Source organism: Bacillus sp. FSL L8-0099, from assembly GCF_038006385.1.
Lineage (GTDB): Bacteria > Bacillota > Bacilli > Bacillales > Bacillaceae_G > Bacillus_A > Bacillus_A toyonensis.
This window is the reverse complement of the sequence record NZ_JBBOVC010000002.1, coordinates 189,868-211,850: the sequence shown is the minus strand read 5'-3', so window position 1 is coordinate 211,850 and position 21,983 is coordinate 189,868. Positions and strand designations below refer to the sequence as shown.

Genomic DNA, 21,983 nt, shown 5'->3' with positions numbered 1-21,983 from the left:
GAAGGTTCACTTTAAACGAATGTATGAATCAAAATGCGTTTATTTTTCCCATTTAGATGAAAACCACATAACCTTTAATTTGAAATGTTATCTGAATAATCCTCACAATTGTTGGTTTTCACACGTTTTATTGTGGATCATTTAAATTCCCTTTACTTGTCTTTACTTGTCTTTAATTATATAAAACTGCTTCTTATTTGAAACTACATACCCTTATCATGGCTATTACTTCTTACTTGAAACTACATAGCCTTATCATGGCTATAAGCTATTACTTGAAACTGCACAGCCTTATCATGGCTATTACTTCTTACTTGAAACTACATACCCTTATCATGGCTATTACTTCTTACTTGAAACTATATAGCCTTATTATAGCTATAAGCTATTACTTGAAACTACATAGCCTTATCATGGCTATTACTTCTTACTTGAAACTATATAGCCTTATTATGGCTATAAGCTATTACTTGAAACTGCATAGCCTTATCATGGCTATAAGCTATTACTTGAAACTGCACAGCCTTATCATGGCTATTACTTCTTACTTGAAACTACATACCCTTATCATGGCTATTACTTCTTACTTGAAACTATATAGCCTTATTATGGCTATAAGCTATTACTTGAAACTACATAGCCTTATCATGGCTATTACTTCTTACTTGAAACTATATAGCCTTATTATGGCTATAAGCTATTACTTGAAACTACATAGCCTTATCATGGCTATTACTTCTTACTTGAAACTATATAGCCTTATTATGGCTATAAGCTATTACTTGAAACTACATAGCCTTATCGTGGCTATTACTTCTTACTTGAAACTATATAGCCTTATCATGGCTATAAGCTATTACTTGAAACTGCATAGCCTTATCATGGCTATTACTTCTTACTTGGAACTATATAGCCTTATTATGGCTATAAGCTATTACTTGAAACTGCATAGCCTTATCACGGCTATTACTTCTTATTTGAAACTGTATAGCTTTATCACGGCTATACTTCTTACTTTTAATAATGAATAGCTATATGATGGCTACAATTTCGTAATTTATGAAACGTTATAGCTATATGATGGCTACAACTTTAAAAAAATGAAACGAGAATCTCCTGACAATTATTCTTCTAAAAAAAATTTTATTTTATGCGCTTTAGTCATAAACGTTGATATAAAGCCATTTCATAAAATATGAACAAAAACTCGATAAAATCATTATAGCTATATGATGGCTACAACTGACATCATAAAACCTCACAAAAACCCTTATACACCAATGGTTACAGCGGTTTTTTATATAAATTTATTTGTTTTGAAAACATGAAACGTTATAGCTATATGACGGCAGGAAACATGAAACGAAATGAAATGTTTATAGCGGTATGATGGCTACAACTTTTCATTTAAAAACAGTTATAACTCCCTATATATCAGTGTTTATACGAAATCTATGGAAATTTCTCATCCTACAAAAAACATGAAACGTTATAGCTATATGATGGCTACAACTTTGAAACAGAATGAGCTTAAAATCCTATGAAATCAATGGTTTAGAAAGATTTATCCTACTGCATACCACGTTTCATATTCAAAAAACTTCATAGCCCTATGGTGGCAACAAACTTTTTTTTATGAAACGTCAAACCCCTTGTCGCACAAGGGATTGAGGCACGTTTCATTTTTTTATTTTTCCTCTTAAAGGGACAGATTTCACCAGTATTCGATTTGATATAATCAAAAATGATATTCTACATCTAATTGTAGGGAAAACTGCAACTTAAAATAAAAGGAGGTGAAAAAGATGGCAAAACCTTTCGTTATAAAGAACAAACGTAGTTTGAATGGTGAAACAACAACACCGGTAATTGTAACAATAAAATCATGGCAAAGGTTAGTAGATGCTTTAGAAGGTAAGTATTACAGTTTTAAAGATACTTATCTAGAAGACATTGTGAAGTCAATGTCCTATGAAGAACGAATTGCAGATGAAGAGGGATTTGTCGCTAAAGCAAAGCCATCTTTTTCACTGAAAATGAAAAAGATTGTAGATAAAGTAAGTGAATTTGATAAAAACGAAGGCAGAAAACATAAGCTATATGGTATTACAAATGCTGATTTAGAAGTATTTCTATTTCTTCATAAAAAATGTAATACATATGGTGAGCTTTCGCATGTATCGATCCATATGCTTTGGGAAGATTATAAAAATTATAAAGAAGCATTTGCACATATTCACCACTCACAATTTTATGTGGCTTTGAAGAAGTTAAGTTTCCATAACATCATTACAATCGAAAATGAGTACAGTGGTAAATATAAAATCACCTTAACTGATTTCATGAATAAAGAAACGAATAAAGCAAATGCTTATACATTTATTAGCCCGATAGTATTTACCAAAGAATTCTTTGAGTTATCCATTGCAGCTAAGAAACTATTCATGGATGTAGCAATGCAGCAGAAACGCGAAACTACCCTGAAACGTTCTTTATTTAAAGTTGATGAACAAGGAAACTCAACTCACTTTGGCGGTATGTATCGTTACTTACATAAGAAATACCCACATCAGATTCGTGCTGTGCTTGAGGAACTAGAAACAAAGCTATCTGCTACTGGATCTCCTTTATTTAAAATTTGCAAGTTAGAAAAAGGGAAGAAGAATAAAAAGCAATACACAACATTGCATTTATCTGTACATCCTGATTTCTTATGCGCAAAAGAAGAAGGAGCAGAATACCGTGATCCTTTTACACCACGAGATACATATAAGCGTAAAGTTAAATTCATTGAAAATCTGTTAGTGGAAATGAATATTGCAGAATTTGCAAAGGATATGAACCAATTCATTAACGTTTTAAAACACTCTTGTCATCGTCAAATTCGCCAAGTAGTTCGTGGCTTACGAGAAATGATTGATCGACAAGAAGGGTATCCGAAAAAGCTTGTTTATACACTAAGTAAACTATTAAAGCAATCTTCTCAATACCGTGTATTAGATACAGCTGCTAAAACTGGTATTTATCCTTTAATTACACACAATGTACCTAAACATGATCAAGAAGAGGCCATTTTTAAATTTGGTACTCATTTTGCTATATACTCTTTACGCAATGTTCAAAAGCTATTCCGTAAAGCGCATGACCTGCTTCATGCGAAATATGCTGTACCTGTAACCTTAGATGCTTACCATCGTAATTACATGCAGTATCAAGAGGAATCACTATTTAGAAAATATGCTTATGAGCAAGGAGTAAATATTAACGCATATACAGCATTAGAAATTGAAATCCGTGAACTATTAAAGTCTAGCGGGCATCAAGGAACTAACATGCCTAGTGATATTCGTGAACTGTTCATTGAAAAAGTTGATAAATTGTCGAAGGAAAAGATTCGTGTAATTGAGGTCCCTGAAGACTTTGATTTAATTCAGTTTCTAGGATCCTTAGAAGCATACTACCGTTCAACAAGTGAAACACCACATTCAATTGATCAGCTGCTTCCAGCAATGTAAAGATACAGCTCTCTATTTTTGAAAAAACAAAAGTGGAGGGCTATTCGTGTTGAAGATACCCTATAAAATGCATTACTTCTAACAAAACAGAGAGAAAGTTTTCAATTTTAATGATCACGCCTCTCTATTTTTTATGCAATTACATACATTGCATGTAAATCAAAATGAGATATTCACAATTTCTGAGTTATTAAATCTGAATTTTCAATCCTTTTGTGTCATTTCATCTACAAAAAAGCAGAAATATTTTTTATAATTCTGTTGATATCTTAATAATTTTGACTTGATGTGTATAACATAAAGCCTTAAGTACTGTTTTTATCATGTTCTATCTCTAAATCTACTTAAAATCAGAAAAACTTCTGTTAGTTATGTTTAAAAAGTGGATTCTGTTTCTAACTTTGACCAATTTGTTAATAAATTGTGTGTAGTTTTTAAGAAATGTGGAAAGCTTGTTCATAAATCAGCAAAATTTGTATTTATTATTTATTCATTCACTCGCATCAAATTAGCGATGATTATATGTAGTTTTTATATACCTACTTTACGATATTTTGTAGTTTTTAATCATCATCCAGCTCATTAAGTACGTTCCCAGTATTTACTTTTTATGATTTTTTACGACTAGAGTAATGATGAACCCTTAGCACAGCAATGTTTTAAGACGATTTTTTCTCTGTATAAAAGTATTATCTTTTTTCTTTATATATATTAAAGATATATATTATATTAGGTTTTTATATTGTGTAATACTTACTATAGAGAATAGACCCTGTGTAAACTAATTTCATTTCTTAATGGAATTGGTTTTTTTATGTACTTTAATAAACATTATATTTAGGTTTAATCTTCCTAAAAAAATTTTGATATAAAACATAATTTTTTTTATTTCTCTTAGATTTCCGAAAAAAGTAAATCATACTTAAAGTAGATAGTTAATTAGTGGAAATTACAATGAACCTTGTAATCTCCTAACCATTTAAAAAGAGAGGTGAAGACATGGTAAAAAAGAAATCCCAGAAAAACGCCGAAAAAAAGAAATTTACATTCTTTAAAAAAGCAAAGAATAAAACAACTGAACTATTAGATATGCAACAAGAAAATTCAGAAGCACTTAAAGAAAAGAAGACACGTAAAACAAGGGAGAAAGTTCCAGCTATAACAGGAAGAAAAGTAGGTAAGGTTACATTTTGGTGTGTGATGGGATTCGTGTTTGCAGGAAGCTCCCTTTCATTTATCCAACTTGCCGGTTCTCCTAGAGCAGTAGCTGTTCAAGAAAAGAAGGAGGAACCCGTAAAAGTTAAGATGTCGGAAGCAGAATTAATTGCATATGCCCATAGTTTTGCCGCTGATTATTTTAACTGGAAGGTTGATATGAATGTAGCTGAAACACGGAAAAAACGATTAGAAAAATATTTAGTTGAAGGATCCGATGAGCAAGGAGGATTAAATAGAGATAGTTTAAAAAATGCTTCTAGTACGTTAGTTAAGTCAGAAGCTGTAGAGGTTCGTCAAAAAGGAAATGAAGCAGAAGTTACATTGAAAATCATTCAAAAACTAGAACCTGTAAATAATCCAGCTCCTGGAACGACTCAAGCCCCAGATACACCAAAAGAACCTAAAGAAGTGACAAGGTACTTCTCTATTCCAATCTTAATAGAGAAAGGGAAGATGGTGATTCCTGACCATCCTACAATCGTTCATGGAGAGAGAGAAAAGGCATCTTATAAAATGGCTACATTTAAATCAGAAGGACGAGAAATAAATACAGATTCAGAAATAAAAAAAGTAGAACAATTTTTGCAATCTGTATTTAAAGTGTATACAGAAGGAACACCAGAAGAAATTGCTTACTACTTTGAAAAAAGCAATATAACAAATGGACTAAAAGGTATTATGACATTTAGCAAATTAGAAAACTTGCGGATTTATGAAGATAAGGATAAAGGGTACAGAGTCTTAGTTGATGCCAAATTAAAAGACAACGATAGCAGCTTAGAGTACACATACACATATGATTTAAATCTAGTAAATAAAGATAATAAGTTTTCAATTAGCTCTATGAAAAAATTTGAAAACACATTAGAGAAAGTGGAGGGTAAATAATTATGGAGCTTTTGGGATTAGATATGGTTGCTCAGCAATTACCTGCTATTACAGATGCAGCTGTAATAGGTAATATAAATTTTGGAGTAAATATTAAAAACTGGTTAGTAGCTCAATTGGGCCCGATCTTTTTAGTTGTAGCACTTATTGGAGTAATCGTCTTTGCAGTTAAACGACAAATGGCTGGTTTACTTGGTTGGATAATTGTTTGTGCACTATTATCAGTTTTTGTATTCTCACCAGACGTTTTCAAAGATCTTGGTACAAAATTATATAATTTAGTATTCAAGTAATAAATTAAAAATCTCTAAAAATATTAAAGGGGTTGGTAGAAATGACTCAAAAGCCGACTCGTAAAGAAGTTAGGACATACAACTCGATATGGGATATTCCTAAGAGTTTATACGGGATAAGGGACTTAACTCTCCCTTTCCCAGTTCCTTATAGACAGTTGGGCTTCTTTGTTGGATCTTTACTTTTAATTTTAATTCTAGATCAGTTTTTACCTTTAGGAAATAATGTGTTTTTAAAATACTTAATATTACCAGGTGGAATAGCATACTTCTTTGGCAATGTAGAATTGGATGGAAAAAGCCCACATAAATTTTTATTTCGATTTTTCGTGTTTATGTTCGAAAGTAAGAAGATTAGCCGCTATAAAGATACAACTGGTAATATTGGAAACTATCAATATAAAACCTTAATACGATTCAAGGATGATTCAATCAATAATAAGTAATTAATTAATCTATACGGAAGAATTATTTTAGTCTCATATTCTTCTCTAAGGAGGGTAAAATGAATCAGGTTGAATTTCCAGTCAAATACTTTCACGATAATTTGATTTTTAACCAAGATGGTTCTTGCTGGGCGTATTACGAGGCATACGGAATACCATATGAATTCCGAGGAGATGATGATAAAAATACCTTATTCATGCGCCAACTTGGATTGTTTTGGAATTTCGATGAAGAAAAGCACCTCTTAATGATTCCTGTTTATCAAAACTTTCAGGAAAAAGCCAATGAATTTAAAGGTACAATAAGCGGTGAACTAAAAGAACTTGCAATTGACCATACAGATGATGTGGTACATGAGCTAGAACGAAAATTCGGGAAAAATGCAGTAGAGTACCGATATTTTATTGGCGTGAAATTAAAGGTAAGACACATACAAGAAGGGCTTAAAGAAATGTTGTATACAGCATTTCATACCTTTAAAAATACTGCAGAACAGTTTGGGTTACTTGGTGATACCAAAATACTAAAAACTGATTTGGAGATGTTTAAAAGAGAAGCTAGCGCTTTTAAAAATAAAATAAGAAAACATTTGGCTGTAAGGGCTCTAGAAACTAATGAAACGCAATGGATTATATTAAGAAACTTCTATCGCACATTAGAGGCGCCAGTAACTGCTGGATGGACACCTCCCGTACAAAATGACGACTCTGCAATCATACCAAATCAAGAAAGCTTATTACGTTTATCAGAGGCAGAATTTGATGTTAAAGGAAGACATATTGAAATGTCCCAGATTGGTACCGACGGGTTAGAATATCCAGCATACATGAGCTTTTTATCTACATCTAAAATCCCATATACGATGGAGTTTCCAGACCAAGAGTGGATGTATATGATTCAAAACATAGATTTCCCTATTGAATTAAGTGTCCGTACAGAAAACATAAATCATCGTAAAGCACTATCTAAACTAAATAAGAAGAAAAAGGATTTAGAAGATCAAGAAATGCATGCAAGGGAAAATGCACAAATTGTTGGATTAAACGTGTATGAAGGTGTTCAGGAAGCTACTGAGCTACAAGCCCTTATACAAAAGACACGTATGCCACTAGTTAAGACAGCAGTATCTTTCTGTATATGTGCTGAAGATTTAGATACAATGCGTCGAAATACCAATTCACTTATTTCTATTTATAGAGAGATGATGATTGAACTAGTAAGGCCATATGGAGATCAGTTCCTGCTGTTTAATGAATTTATCCCTGGTGCTAGAAGATATGTAAATGATTATATACACTTTATGGAGCCTGGAGTTCTGGCGGCCGGTATGTTTGGTGCAACACAAGATTTAGGAGATAATATCGGATTTTATATAGGTACAACTGGAATTTTAAACAAAGCAGTTTATATGACACCCTCACTTGCAGCAACAAATACCGTTGCAAATCAAAAAACAAGCGCACTTTCAGTTGCAGTAACAGGAAGTACTGGTTCCGGTAAATCATTTGGAACGAACTTAATTGTTTACCTAGCTGTACTTGGAGGAGCTCAAACACTGATAGTCGACCCAAAAGGTGAGAGGGGGAACTGGACAGAAGATTTACACGGTTTAGAAGGTAAGGTAAACGTAATTACACTTGGGACTGATAGGCGAGATGAAGGGAAATTAGACCCATTTATCATTCATAAACATAGCCGAAAAGATGCAATTGAGTTAGCGATGACAATTCTTACTTTCATTACAGGTATTAAACCAGATAACTCGGAGAAATTCCCGCGCTTAGCTTCAGCCGTAGAATTCGTAGCAGGAATGGAAGAGCCGTGCTTAACAGCTGTGTCTCAATACCTTGAAGATAGTGATGATAAAGTGGATCAACAATTAGCCGCTCATATTCAAGCATTTGAGAATTTATCATTTGCACACTTAATCTTTGGGGATGGAACAAATAGAGATATTGAACTTGATACAGCAGTAAATATCATACAAATTCAACATCTTGACATGCCAGATATTCAAAAAGATCCAAAAGATTATACCTTACAGGAAAATTTATCAGTTAGTATGCTGATGTCTCTATCTTCTTTTGCAAGAAAATTCTTTCAAAAGGATCCTACTAAATTTAAAATTGTTTTATTGGATGAAGCATGGGCGATTATGGGGACTTCTCAAGGGCGAGAGTTGGCTCGGAAGTTAGTGCGTGAAGGTCGTGCATTAAACTCTGCAGTATACTTTGCTACTCAAAGTGCAAGTGATCTTGGGGATGAGACGTTTAAGAATAACATCGGTATGAAGTTCTCATTCCGTAATACAGACAGTAAAGAGATTTCTTCAATCTTAGATTTCTTTGGATTACCTGACAATGAAGAAAATCATGCAATTATTACAAATTTAGAAACAGGTCAATGTTTATTCCAAGACATTCAAGGAAGAACAGGTGTTGTCACAATGGATGTAGTGTTTAAAGATTTATACGATGCATTCGATACAAGACCGAATGCAAGGAAGAATTATAGAAAGTCAAATGATGATGAAAAGCAGGAAGTTAATGCAACCTTTGTCGAAGAAGGGGGAGAAAAAATAAATGTAGGAGTGAGTTAACATGGTAAAAACTAAATTTAAAAAAATTATTCTAACAAGTCTATGTGTAGGTACTCTATTCTTAAGTACGGCATGTGGTAATAGTGAAACAAGTGTAGGAGAAGAAACAGATAAACAGGGACACACTCCAAGAGAAATGATGCTTGACTTTGTAAACGCAGATTTAAGACATGATTATAAAACAATACGTAAATTAGTTGTCGATGGGGAGAAAAATAAAATATTGGATCCTAATAAAGGACCTCAAAATAATTTATCTTATAAAGATTACACAGTAAAAGAATATGTGGTAGATAAGGATACAATTATGTATAACTTTATTTCAAAGAAGCCCCCTAAAAATATCGATAAAGCAGTGAAATGGGTAAGAGTAGTTCGTACAGAAGATGGATTCAAAGTTCGAAGTTATACTGGCCCTGAACGAAATGAAATTGATGAAGTAGCAAATACTAAACCGACAAGTGAGTTTAGTTCAAAAGATTAATAGGTTCCCATAAAGGGGGAGTAACATGTAATGAAAAAGTTTATTACCCTATTGTTATTAATTTGTACTTTGCTTTTAGCATTTAATTTACTTTTTAAAGCTGCACCAGTCTATGCGGAAGAGGAGCCAAGACCTTCACTAATAGACAACATTATTCCGAAAAGCAAAGAGAAATTAAAATTTGAGGAATATCCACCAAGTAGTTATGGCATTGATGTTTATACTCCAGAAGGTGGATTTGGAGAATCTCTTAAATTTTGGAAATGGAAAGATAATATTAAAGAACAAATTGTAGCAACTATTTTTATATTAATTAGTATTGCATGGACAGTAAACCTTGCAATTAGTAGTTTGGTAACAAGTTTAGTAGGCCAATCAATGAGTTTAAATATAGTTGCTGATGTTGGAGATAAGTTGGGTGAGGTAATATCTAAAACATCAGGGTTCAATGGTTCCTGGGGTAATGGAATATATAGTGAACTAATTGGGCTCATGTTAGCTTTACTAGCATGCTGGGTTATCTGGGTAGGTTTTATACAGCGACGTCAGTCGGAGATGCTAGGAGGATTGTTAAAAGCATTAGGTATTTTAGTTTTCACTCTAGGTTTTTTCGCGAACTCAAGTTATATCATCAAAGGATTAAATAATTTTTCAGAGCAAGTAAATAAAACTGTTCTTGATTCATCTCAAAGTATTAGTGGAGCAAGTGAAGGGCATTCAAGTGGTGTCGATTCCATTACAGATTTAACACACACTCTATTAATAAAGCAACCTTATACATTATTACAGTTTGGCACAACAGATATGAAGAAAATCGGTGATGAAAGAATAAAGAAAATGTTAACAACGACAGATCCTGATGAAAGAAAAGCTCTTTTAAAGGATGAAGTTGAGGTTCAGAAAAACCAAACATTGTCGTTAGATGCTACTTTTGAGAGAGGGGCACTCGTATTACTACTAGGTGTTATTAATGCTCCTTTATGGATTGTATTGGGATTATGCAGTATGGCGATGTTATTTTATCAATTAATGTTTATCATCGTAGCGCTAATGTCACCTGTAATGTTATTAATGGCATTAGTACCTGCGTGGACTGGAACTGCTAAAAAGTTCTTAGCTGAACTGTTTAGAACATTGCTTATGAAAGTTGCAATTGGTTTCCTGGTAACTTTAATGTTTTGGGTATCGTCAATTTTGTTCAGTGCTACTGATAAGTATGGATACTTAGTTGTAGCTATACTACAAATACTTTCATTCTTGGGTGTTTGGTTATACCGTAAAACAATTTTCGATGCAATTACTACAGTACCAGCAAGTGCAGGAGCTGCACGGGCATCAGATGCTATGAGTAATATTAGGCAGAAATATCGTGATGTTAAACGTGGATCTAAGACAGTTGGAAGAGGTGTAGTAGTAGCTGGCGCCGCGGGTGTTGCAAGTGCGGCAATGGCCGGGAAAATGGGCAAATCAGGTTATAGTAAGTTTAAGCAGTTGAAAGAAAACTATGCAGATAGAAAAGAAAAGGTAGCAGATGGTAAACGTAAGGAAAAAGAGCAAATGCAAGCAGAAAAAGAAAAAAATATTAATCAAATGAAAAAAGAAGAAAACTTAGGTGTTCGCGATAGAAAAGGAAATCAGGAGCAAGAAAGGGTTCAGGAAGAAGTAGCCGCAACTAAAGAAAATCCAGAATTAGCAGTACGAGAGAAACATCAAGATAATAATCCTGAAGTACAACAGGCAGAATTAAAAGATAAAGAAGAAGATGTAAAGGTGGATGTTAAACCAGTAGCACCATTAAATGAGGAACTAGGTAATAAAGAAGATGTAAAAACTCAAATCAGACCAGCTGCAACTCAAAATAATGGTGGTCTCGAGATTAAGCAAGAAGATGTAAAAGCGGAAGTAAAACCAGTAGCAGCAATTAAAACACCAACGGGTCAAACTAAGTCAACGGATGATAAACCAATTACAACACCATTGCCATCGAATCCGAATGAGAGTAAACCAATTACAACACCACAGTTAGGAACAACACCATTGCCATCGAATCCGAATGAGAGTAAACCAATTACAACACCACAGTTAGGAACAACACCAACACCATCGAATCCGAATGAGAGTAAACCAATTACAACACCACAGTCAGGAACTACACCAACATCAGCGAATCCGATGGAAAGTAAGCCAATTACAACACCACAGTCAGGAACAACACCAACACCAGCGAATCCAATGGAAAGTAAGCCAATCACAACACCACAGTCAGGAACAACACCATTACAGTCGAATCCGAATGAGAGTAAACCAGTCAATACTTCACATGTAAGTACGCCACAAAAACAAGTAGAAGTAAAACCGGTTAATCCACAACAAACTAAAAATGTTCCTAAAGTGAATAATCAACAACATGTAAAAGAAGGAGCAGATATTAAGAAAGTTAACGCAAAAGCACAATCACAACAAGAAGCTTTAAAAAATGTAAAAGCAAAAGAAACCATAAAACCAAAATAATTCAGCTCATGAGGGAGGGTTTATACATTGAGTGCGGAGCCAAATCGCGACTTTGAAAATGAACATCATCCTGAAGCTGAACTAGGGAATGCCAAGCCTGCCTTGAAAAAGGCAGGCCATTCTTTAGGAAAGGCAGCTGGAAAAGGATCCAAAATAGCGGGTAAAGCAGTTGCACAAGTAGGGAAGAAAGTAGCGGTTAAAGTAGCACAGAAGGCAGCAACAGTAGCTGTTGCAAAACCATTATTAATAATAGCCGGTGTGATTCTGGCTGCTGTTGCAGGTTTAGGTATAGTGATATTTTTATTAACTGCTAGTATGAGTGAAGATGAAGTCACTCCTGGAGGAATTGGTGGTCCTTTTGCCCCGGGTACTGCAAGTGTTAGTCCTGAAGTAATGAGATGGGAGCCATTGGTAAGGAAATATGCGGCACAACATGGTATTGAAGCAATGACACCTTTAATTCTTGCTCTTATCCAACAAGAAAGTTCTGGAACACAATTAGATGTAATGCAGAGCTCGGAATCACAAGGGCATCCTCCAGGGTATTTTACTGATCCAGAGGAAAGTATAAAATATGGTTTAATGCATTTTGCTGATTGTCATAAAAAATCAAATGGTGATCAAAATACTACATTACAATGTTATAACTACGGAACTGGCTACGCTAATTATGCAGTTTCGAAAGGTGGATATACTCACGAGAACGCAAGGGCATTTTCTGCAGAGCAATCAGCTAAAAATGGGTATAAATGTGGTTCGTGGCGAAGTGCAGAGGCAGTAGCTAATAATTGGTGTTATGGTGATCCAGACTATGTTCCACATATCATGAGATACTATCAACCTGGTCAAACCCCTGGTGGTTCTGGTGGAATCGCTGGTGGTAGTGTTTTAGGTGATGATGTATTCCAAGCAATTATGGCAGAAGCACTAAAGTATCAAGGATGGCCATATGTTTTTGGAGGGCGAACACCAAATACATCATTTGACTGTAGTGGAATTGTTGAGTATACCTATTCAAGGGTTGGTATTAATTTATTTGGTACTGCACAAACCCAATGGGATAAAACCCAACGTGTTACAGATCCAAAGCCAGGAGATTTAGTATTTTTCCATAGCACTTATGCTACAAGTAACTACATTACCCATGTTGGCATTTATGTAGGAAATAATACAATGTATCATGCTGGTGATCCAATTGGTTATGCTGATTTAGGTAAACCATATTTTCAACAGCATTTTGCGGGATATGGTCGTGTAGTTAGATAATAATGCATGTAATATCTAGCAACTTATGAAACTGCGAAAAGGAGGTAAATCATGAAGAAAATCACCATTATACTAGCAATTTTATTAATAGCTAGTGTAGGTTTTTTAATAAAATTTCAATCTGATAATGAAAAACTTAAAACTGATAATATAAAATTAACGAAAAAAGTGGAAAAGGTTGAGGCACAATACAACGATACGAAAAAGGAATTGTCAGCTCTAAAGAGTAATAATCAACAACAAGTAAAAGAAGCTGCAGAACGATTTCTCAAAGCTTTCCGTACTTACGATACGGGTAAAGGTGAATCATACCTTGCTAATATCGATGCATATATAACACCAAATGCAAAGAAAGAATTAACACCACCAGGTGGACCAACGCAATCTGCTCCTGGAACTGGAGATGAGAAAGAAAAGAAGAAAGTTTCATTTCAATCTGAATACACAGGTGGCGAGTTGTATTATGCGTTCTTAGACACTACTAAAGCTAATATATTAGCGAAGGTGAAAAGTAAAATTACAGTTAATGGTGTTTCATCAGATAATATGTCATTAATGCAAATAAATCTTATCTATGATGGAAATAAGAAGTTATGGCTTGTCGACAAACTTATACCTTTAGCAGATTTAAAAGATCGTATGCCTTAAGTGGTGTACACATATTACATGTAGAGTAATAGAAAAATCCCTCTTAGCATTGTTAATAAGAGGGGTTTTTAGGTGTTTACTGTAACTTTGGAATAATGTCGTACTGTTGTCGCTTTTAAATAAAGTCACGGTATTTATAAAAAAATTGCGATGTTTTGTCCCTTTGGATCTGTTTATCTAAAGAGATGTTTTTATAGTGAAAAGAAGATCTGAACTGAAAGGCGGAACAAGGAACTGATGAGTGGCAATAAAGTTACTCCACTAAAGGGCCATTTTCCGGAATAAAAAAATGAGTATTTATGTTATGATGTGTTCGTATCGGGGGATTTATATGTATGATATTTTAATGATGTCTTTATTTATTGTGTTAACGATTAAGGAGATGAGTGATGAGGATTTTTCAATATCAAGGACAAGAAGAGGATCATTATACAAATATCTTAATGAATATCTTAGCAAGGAATGATTGTAGTTTAGTCGATGATTTCTTAAAAAGTCTTATACCAGAACCTGCACAAAAATTTACCTTTAAACAATTAAAGATAAATACTCGTGTGAAATACTGTCCTCAAGAGGAAAAAGAATACGAGTATATCATAGGTATTGCTCCGTACAAAAAAGCTATCGATAACCGAAATAAATATGAAGATAACTCAGGTTCTATCCCAGATGCATGGATATGTGGTAATAATTTTAATCTCTTATTTGAATTTAAGATTAGAGGTGTACTTGATGAAGCCCAAATAGCAGCGCACCAAAAACTATTAGGAGAGAATGTCAAAATAATTAGATTAACATGGACTGATGTTATATCTGCACTAAAAAAAATTCACACACCCAAAGACTCTATAAGCTACTACTTACTAAATGAATTCCTCTACGTTACAGATAACTTTAAATCGAAACGACGGTCATCAGGTATGCCTACTCAGATTATAAGTAATATCAATAAAGAAGACGAATGCCATTTCATCATAACCGGTAGTAAGAGATTGAAAGTTTATACGGTTGAAATCATGATGAACGGAAAGAAAGAAATCCTACATAGCAACTTAAAGGGGATACAGGAGGCTAGAAGCTGGGTTGCTAATTATGTACATACTCAACATAAACAATTACCTATACTTTTTGAAGGCATGAATACAGAAATATCGGATTATTGCGTTGTACCAGGTAGAGCAGAAAAAAATAATCAGTGGAACCAATGGCGATTAGGAGGGTTTATTAACATTTAGGTCTGAGTCCATATTCTAGTTATTCCATTAAAGGGCGCGATTGTTGAGCAAACACAGGTAGAAAATGATTAAAAAGGGGTAGAGTCACATCGCTATCAAGCTAATAAAAAGAAATGCCCCCTAGAATGAAAAAATACGCTATTCTTTCTGTAGAATCATAGGAAAGGATGGCGTTTTTTATGTCTGTTTTTGTGTATGACGAATGACAACTATTTGCTCAAGAGATTCAAAGTTTTTTATCTCCAAATACCTTACGGGATCTTGCTAAAGATGTTGGCTTTGTACAACGAGCCAGTAAGTACCAAGCAAAAGATTTAGTAGCTTTATGTGTATGGTTGAGCCAAAATATAGCTATGACTTCTTTAACTCAGTTATCTAGCTGTTTAGAAGCATCAACAGAAGTACTCATCAGTCCTGAGGGACTGAATCAACGGTTTAATAAGGCGGCCGTCCAACTTTTACAACACCTACTAGCGAACTACTAAGCAAAAAATTGGCCGCATCTATACCGATTTCTTCTCCATACACTTCTGTTTTCAAGCGTATTCGTATTTTAGATTCAACTGCATTTCAACTCCCAGATATATTTTCATCGGTTTATCCAGGTGCAGGAGGATGCAGCCATACAGCTTGGATAAAAATTCAACTTGAGTATGATTTGTTAAGTGGACAGTTTCTACATATTCATACAGGTCCAGGTAAACAACATGATCGCACTTACGGCTCTCTGTGTGCCCCAACTGTGACAGCGAATGATTTATGTATCCGAGATTTAGGTTATTTTCATTTAAAAGACCTTCAATATATACAAGATAAAGAGGCCTACTATATCTCTCGTATCAAGTCGAATACACGTATGTATCAAAAAAATCCTAACCCTGATTATTTTCAAGACGGAAGAATTAAGAAAGGTACAGAGTATATACAGATAGATATGGAGACGTTAATGAGCTCCCTTCAACCAGGACAAACATGTGAAATAGCTGATGCTTATGTAGGAATGACTGATAAAGTCCCAACTCGTGTGATTGTTCATCGTCTAACAAAAGAACAGCAACAAAAACGATTACAAGATTAAGTTGTAAGAGAAAAAAAGAAAGGAATGAAGTATTCTCCTCGTAGTAAACGACTCAGTGGTATCAATGTATATATGACCAACACCCCTACAGATATTGTCCCGATGGGACAGGTACATGACTGGTATTCTTTGCGTTGGCAAATCGAAATTTTATTTAAAACGTGGAAGTCATTCTTTCAAATCCATCATTGTAAAAAGATAAAACCAGAACGATTGGAGTGCCATTTATATGGTCAATTGATTGCCATTCTACTCTGTTCTTCTATCATGTTTCAAATGCGCCAATTGCTCCTCATGAAGAAAAAGCGAGAGCTTAGTGAGTATAAAGCCATATATATGATTAAAGACTATTTTCTTCTTCTATTCCAAACTATACAAAAAAACATCCAAGAGCTATCAAAGGTGTTACTTCGCCTGTTCAATCCCCTACAGCAAAACGGGCGAAAATCCCATAGGTATGAGAAGAAAACCGTCTTTGATATATTAGGTGTCGTTTATAATTGTACCATGTCTGATAACCAAGCAGCTTAATTCAAAAAAGGAAACCCATTAGGGTTTATTTCGTATGCAAATCTTTAAAGCATCTACGTATAGACTTTCGAAAAAAAGAAACAATCTTGCTTATCATTGACGTTACACGGACTTAGCTTGATAGCGATGTATGGTGACCCCTTATATATACTTTTACTAAAAATATGTAGTGGGAATTGTAAAACAACAACACATTTTCAGTTTTGAAAATACCCAAAATAAGTAATAACAAATGAAAATTTGTCTCGTATGAGTTAATATGAATAGTATGCAACAGTTTCATACATTCATTAATTTAATTAAAGAGGAGAAAATAATGGCAAAAAATATATCAGACATTGCTAAATTAGCAGGTGTCGCAAAAAGTACCGTTTCTCGTTATTTGAATGGTGGGTATGTTAGTGATAAAACAAGAGAAAAAATTGAAGCGATTATTCAAGAAACAAATTTTTCTCCTAATACATTCGCGAGAAGTTTAAAAGCAAAAACAACAAATTTAATTGGAGTTATCGTTCCGCGTTTAGACTCTTTTGCTACGACAAAAACTCTTATTGGAATAGACAATTCACTTCGTGATCAGGGTTATCAAATGCTTGTTGCAAACGCAAATCAAAGGCAAAAAATAGAGATTGAAGCAATTCAAAACTTTGCAAAACAAAAAGTAGCTGGGATTATTTTATTAACAACAAAATTAACAGAGCAACATAATAAAATTTTGAATACATTAAAAATTCCTGTTTTATTCGTTGGTCAACAATACGAAGGTCATTATTGTCTCATTCACAATGATTTTGAGGCAGCGTTTGAATTAGGATCATACATTTTATCACAAGGTCACCGTCATATTGCTTATTTAGGCGTAACGGAAGAAGATGTCTCAGTTGGGGTAAAGAGAAAACAAGGTTTTCAAAAGGCAGTTCAAACTTTCGCTCCATCGTGCAATGTTACGTATTATGAAACAACTTTTCATGTCAAAGATGCAATGGAGCAAGTAGCATGTATTTTGGAAAATAACCGTCCTACTATTATTGTTTGTGCAACAGATAACATTGCTATTGGTGCAATAAAGGTCATTCATGAAAGCAACCTTTCTGTACCAGCAGATATTTCTGTTACAGGATTTGGAGGTTATGATATTTCTGAAATGATTCATCCTAGTTTAACAACTGTTTCATTTGATTACCATTACGCTGGAACGGTTGCTGCTACATCTATCATACAGTTAGTTGAAAATCAAGATATTCCAAAAATAGTAAGTTCAAGATATGCATTAAAAATTCGAGAAAGTATTGACAAAATGTGAAAGCGTTTTATAATTCTTTGTAGAACCGGTTCCGTATTTTGAAAAATGAAGACAGGATTTCTTTTGTATATGAAATACTTGTCTTTTATTTTAACCATCTACGGAACCGGTTCCGTAAAATGAATTAGGGGGAATTTGAATGGATATGAAAGAGACTGCCGCTAGTGTATTACAGCATATCGGTGGAAAAGAAAATGTTATAAGTGCAACTCATTGTGCAACACGTCTTCGTCTTGTTTTAAAAGATGAATCAAAAGTAACACAAACAGAAATTGAAAACATAGAAGGCGTGAAAGGTGCTTTTTCTACAGGTGAGCAGTATCAAATTATTTTTGGAACGGGAATTGTTAACAAAGTATATGAACAATTTGCAAATCTTATCGGCTTATCTGAAATCGATCCTCAAACACATACAGAAGCTGTAAAGAAAAAAATGAATCCGATTGCTCGGTTAGCAAAAGTATTATCAAATATTTTCGTGCCAATCATTCCGGCCATTGTTGCCAGCGGTTTATTAATGGGCTTACTCGGAATGTTGAAGGCGTTTAAATTAGTACCGACTGATCATGCTCTCATTCAATTGCTTGATATATTTTCAAGTACAGCGTTTATTATTTTACCGATTTTACTTGGTGTTAGTGCTGCAAAAGAGTTTGGCGGTAATATTTTCTTAGGAGCAGTCATCGGGGGTATTTTAACTCACCCTGCATTAACGAATCCTTGGACACTTGCGAATGCCAAACCGACAGTATTACATTTTCTTGGTATGGACATTGATATGATTGGCTACCAAGGAACAGTTCTTCCTGTTTTATTCTGTGTATATGTAATGAGTTTAATAGAAAAAAAGTTACGAAAACATGTACCAAATTCTTTAGATTTATTAATTACACCTTTTTTAACTGTTATGATTACAGGTTTTCTATCATTAATTATTATCGGTCCGATCGGTTATAAATTTGGTGATGGTATTACGTACATTTTAAATAATGTATATGAAGTTGCTGGGCCAATTGCTGGATTTATTTTTGGCGGGCTATATTCGACTATCGTTTTAACAGGTCTGCACCATAGTTTCCACGCTATTGAAGCCGGGTTACTTGCAAATAAAGATATTGGTGTAAACTTTTTACTACCGATATGGTCTATGGCAAATGTTGCACAAGGCGGGGCAGCTTTAGCAGTTTATTTTAAAACAAAAAATGCAAAAACAAAAAGTATTGCAATTCCTTCTGCTGTTTCAGCTTTCTTAGGAATTACAGAACCTGCAATCTTTGGTGTGAATTTAAAGCTAGGAAAACCTTTTATTGCCGCAGGGATTGGCGGAGCTTTAGGCGGGGCATACGTTGTGTTTACGAATGTTGTGGCAAATGCCTATGGCTTAACAGGGATTCCGATGCTTACGATTGTGGCCCCATTAGGGATGATGAATGTAGTTCATTATGTAATTGGGTTTGCTATTGCTGTTATTACAGCGTTTATTGCAACAATGCTTCTATATAAAGAAAAGAACTAATGTTTTGAGGTGAACTCCCTATGGATAAATATAGAACAATACGAGAGGCAAAAGGGTGTGAATTGACTTCGCTAGAGAAAATTGCAAATCAAGACTCTTGGAAGCCCACTTATCACATTCATTCGCCATATGGATTAATGAATGATCCAAATGGTGTATCTTATTATAATAATGAGTATCACGTGTTTTATCAGTGGTACCCATTTGCTCCTATTCATGGAATGAAACATTGGGCGCATGTAAAATCTAAAGACTTGATTCACTGGGAACGTATGCCTGTGGCAATTACTCCTACTGAAAGTTATGAATCCCACGGTGCGTATTCTGGAGGAGCTTTCGTAAAAGATGACATACTTCACTTGTTTTATACAGGAAATGTAAAACATACCGATGGCTCGCGTGACGCTAATCAATGTGTTGCTTTTATGAATAAACAATATGAGGTTGAAAAAGCAGAATATAATCCAATTATTCGGAGTGTTCCTGCTGGATATACGGGACATGTTCGTGATCCTAAAATTTGGAAGTTTGATGATTTTTATTATATGTTGCTCGGCGCACAACGGGAAAACGAAACAGGTACACTTCTTATCTATAAATCAGAAGACTTGTATGATTGGAAGTTACAAGGAGAACTACAAACAAATTTAAAAGATTTCGGCTTTATGTGGGAGTGTCCGGACTATTTTCATTTAGATGGAAAAGATATTCTTATTTTTTCTCCGCAAGGTATTCAAGCAACAAAGGATAGCTATCAAAATGTTTATAATGTTATTTACGCCATTGGGACATTAGATTTAGAAAATTTATACTTCCACGTTGATTCTTATTATGAGTTAGATAAAGGGTTTGATTTTTACGCACCGCAAACATTGCAAGATCCCGCTGGACGCCGCATTATGTTTGCGTGGGCGGGATCAAGTGAAATTACGTATCCTTCAGATGATTTTATGTGGGCACATTGTTTGACGATTCCACGCGAGTTAACTCTTGAAAATAACGTGTTAAAACAACGTCCTATTTGTGAATTAAAGAAATTACGTACATCTTCTAAAACAGTGTCAGGTTGTTTACAGAATGAAACATATGTATTAACTGACCTTTTCAAAGAACACTCCTACGAATTAGAAGTACGATTACAATCTGAAAAGGCAAATGTTTTTGGTATTTCCTTATTCCATTATCATGAAGAGTCATTTCCGATTACTTTTCAGCGCGATCAAGGGATCGTTTCTATTGAGCGCGGAAGCTTTCATCACCGCTTTGGAGGAGAATATGGTTACAAACGCTGTAAACACATTCCGATCCAAGATACAATGGAAATGCGTATTTTCGTAGATCAAAGCATTGTTGAAATCTTCCTATGTGATGGAGAAACTGTGTTTACATCACGAGTATTCCCTCGTAAAGATATAGGGTACAACATCTCTCTTTTCTCAGATGAAAAGATGGAATTTCATATCACACAATACAAACTTGGGAGAGGATTGGAATGAAACAAGTATTTTGCATCGGTGAATTATTAATTGATTTTATTTGTTGTAATACACATGTACCATTAGCAGATGGAGTACACTTTGAAAAAAAAGCTGGCGGAGCCCCCGCGAATGTTGCTGCAGCAATTACAAAATTAGGCGGAAAGGCTTCATTCATTGGACAAGTCGGAAACGACCCTTTTGGAGAATTTCTAGAAAAAACATTGCAAGAAAACTGTGTTGATACTTCTATGCTTATAAAAGAAAACCAAACGACATTAGCTTTTGTCTCTATTGATCAACATGGTGAACGTGACTTTACTTTTATGCGTGGCGCTGATGGAGAATATCAGTTTCATAAAATTGATTTTTCTAAAATGCACAAGCATGATATCATTCATTTTGGGTCAGCGACAGCTTTGTTACCTGGGCATTTAAAAGAAACTTATTTTCAGCTGCTACAATATGCAAAAGAACAAAACCACTTTATTTCTTTTGATCCAAACTATCGTGATGCATTAATTACAGATAAACAGCAATTTTGTGAGAATTGCTTAACTTTCATTGCACAAGCCCATTTCGTAAAAGTAAGTGAAGAGGAAGCAATCATGCTTTCTAAAGAAACAAATATGAATAAAGCTGCACAGTTTTTACTTGCAAAAGGCGCAATGGTAGTTGCGATTACACTTGGAAAACAAGGTACACTTCTTGCAACTAGTGAAGGGGCTGCTATTATTCCTTCTATTAATGTGAAACAGGTAGATTCAACTGGTGCAGGAGATGCGTTCGTAGGTGCAATGCTTTATCAACTTTCTAAAGAAGAAAATCTATTTGACTTTAACTTTGAAAAACTTTGTACATTCGTTGCATTTGCTAACAAAGTTGGAGCAATTACGTGTACAAATTACGGAGCTATTCAATCCTTACCAACATTAGAAGATATCATTAAGTTTGGATGAATATTTTCTAATAAAGG

Annotated in this window: 14 protein-coding genes and 1 pseudogene; all 15 read left to right on the top strand. The window is 34.4% G+C overall.

What is annotated here, in order from left to right:
- The first annotated feature begins 1,805 nt into the window (after positions 1 to 1,805).
- On the top strand, positions 1,806 to 3,515 hold the full coding sequence (locus tag MHH42_RS28730; protein WP_097927076.1) for a hypothetical protein: 1,710 nt from the start codon (positions 1,806 to 1,808) through the stop codon (positions 3,513 to 3,515).
- A gap of 999 nt (positions 3,516 to 4,514) precedes the next feature.
- Positions 4,515 to 5,621 (top strand): conjugal transfer protein, encoded by a 1,107-nt coding sequence (locus tag MHH42_RS28725; protein WP_340895015.1) that lies wholly within the window; start codon positions 4,515 to 4,517, stop codon positions 5,619 to 5,621.
- Between the two features lie 2 nt (positions 5,622 to 5,623).
- On the top strand, positions 5,624 to 5,914 hold the full coding sequence (locus MHH42_RS28720) for a hypothetical protein (protein WP_000421393.1): 291 nt from the start codon (positions 5,624 to 5,626) through the stop codon (positions 5,912 to 5,914).
- A 41-nt stretch (positions 5,915 to 5,955) separates the two neighbouring features.
- Positions 5,956 to 6,360, top strand: coding sequence for a TcpE family conjugal transfer membrane protein (locus tag MHH42_RS28715; RefSeq protein ID WP_000192365.1), 405 nt, complete (start codon positions 5,956 to 5,958; stop codon positions 6,358 to 6,360).
- 59 nt (positions 6,361 to 6,419) lie between these two features.
- Positions 6,420 to 8,960: an ATP-binding protein gene (locus MHH42_RS28710; protein WP_340895009.1), complete on the top strand. Its 2,541-nt coding sequence runs from the start codon at positions 6,420 to 6,422 to the stop codon at positions 8,958 to 8,960.
- 1 nt (position 8,961) lies between these two features.
- Complete coding sequence (locus tag MHH42_RS28705) at positions 8,962 to 9,444, top strand: hypothetical protein (protein ID WP_098652238.1); 483 nt, start codon at positions 8,962 to 8,964, stop codon at positions 9,442 to 9,444.
- A 30-nt stretch (positions 9,445 to 9,474) separates the two neighbouring features.
- On the top strand, positions 9,475 to 11,955 hold the full coding sequence (locus MHH42_RS28700; RefSeq protein ID WP_340895007.1) for a CD3337/EF1877 family mobilome membrane protein: 2,481 nt from the start codon (positions 9,475 to 9,477) through the stop codon (positions 11,953 to 11,955).
- Positions 11,956 to 11,982: 27 nt separating this feature from the next.
- A complete protein-coding gene (locus MHH42_RS28695; protein WP_340895005.1) occupies positions 11,983 to 13,221 on the top strand; it encodes a bifunctional lytic transglycosylase/C40 family peptidase in 1,239 nt (412 codons plus the stop codon).
- Between the two features lie 51 nt (positions 13,222 to 13,272).
- Positions 13,273 to 13,869, top strand: a complete 597-nt coding sequence (locus tag MHH42_RS28690) for a hypothetical protein (protein ID WP_340895003.1) — start codon at positions 13,273 to 13,275, stop codon at positions 13,867 to 13,869.
- A 389-nt stretch (positions 13,870 to 14,258) separates the two neighbouring features.
- Positions 14,259 to 15,104 carry a hypothetical protein gene (locus MHH42_RS28685; protein WP_016514223.1) on the top strand — a complete coding sequence of 282 codons (846 nt, stop codon included), beginning with the start codon at positions 14,259 to 14,261 and terminating at the stop codon, positions 15,102 to 15,104.
- A 224-nt stretch (positions 15,105 to 15,328) separates the two neighbouring features.
- A pseudogene (locus MHH42_RS28680) lies at positions 15,329 to 16,713 on the top strand (IS4 family transposase).
- A gap of 316 nt (positions 16,714 to 17,029) precedes the next feature.
- Positions 17,030 to 18,016 carry a LacI family DNA-binding transcriptional regulator gene (locus MHH42_RS28675; protein ID WP_043314712.1) on the top strand — a complete coding sequence of 329 codons (987 nt, stop codon included), beginning with the start codon at positions 17,030 to 17,032 and terminating at the stop codon, positions 18,014 to 18,016.
- Positions 18,017 to 18,155: 139 nt separating this feature from the next.
- Complete coding sequence (locus tag MHH42_RS28670) at positions 18,156 to 19,532, top strand: sucrose-specific PTS transporter subunit IIBC (RefSeq protein WP_061531728.1); 1,377 nt, start codon at positions 18,156 to 18,158, stop codon at positions 19,530 to 19,532.
- 20 nt (positions 19,533 to 19,552) lie between these two features.
- Positions 19,553 to 21,028 carry a glycoside hydrolase family 32 protein gene (locus tag MHH42_RS28665; protein ID WP_016514111.1) on the top strand — a complete coding sequence of 492 codons (1,476 nt, stop codon included), beginning with the start codon at positions 19,553 to 19,555 and terminating at the stop codon, positions 21,026 to 21,028.
- On the top strand, positions 21,025 to 21,966 hold the full coding sequence (locus MHH42_RS28660) for a carbohydrate kinase family protein (RefSeq protein WP_016514112.1): 942 nt from the start codon (positions 21,025 to 21,027) through the stop codon (positions 21,964 to 21,966). The genes MHH42_RS28665 and MHH42_RS28660 overlap by 4 nt, the downstream gene beginning before the upstream one ends.
- Positions 21,967 to 21,983: the final 17 nt, after the last annotated feature.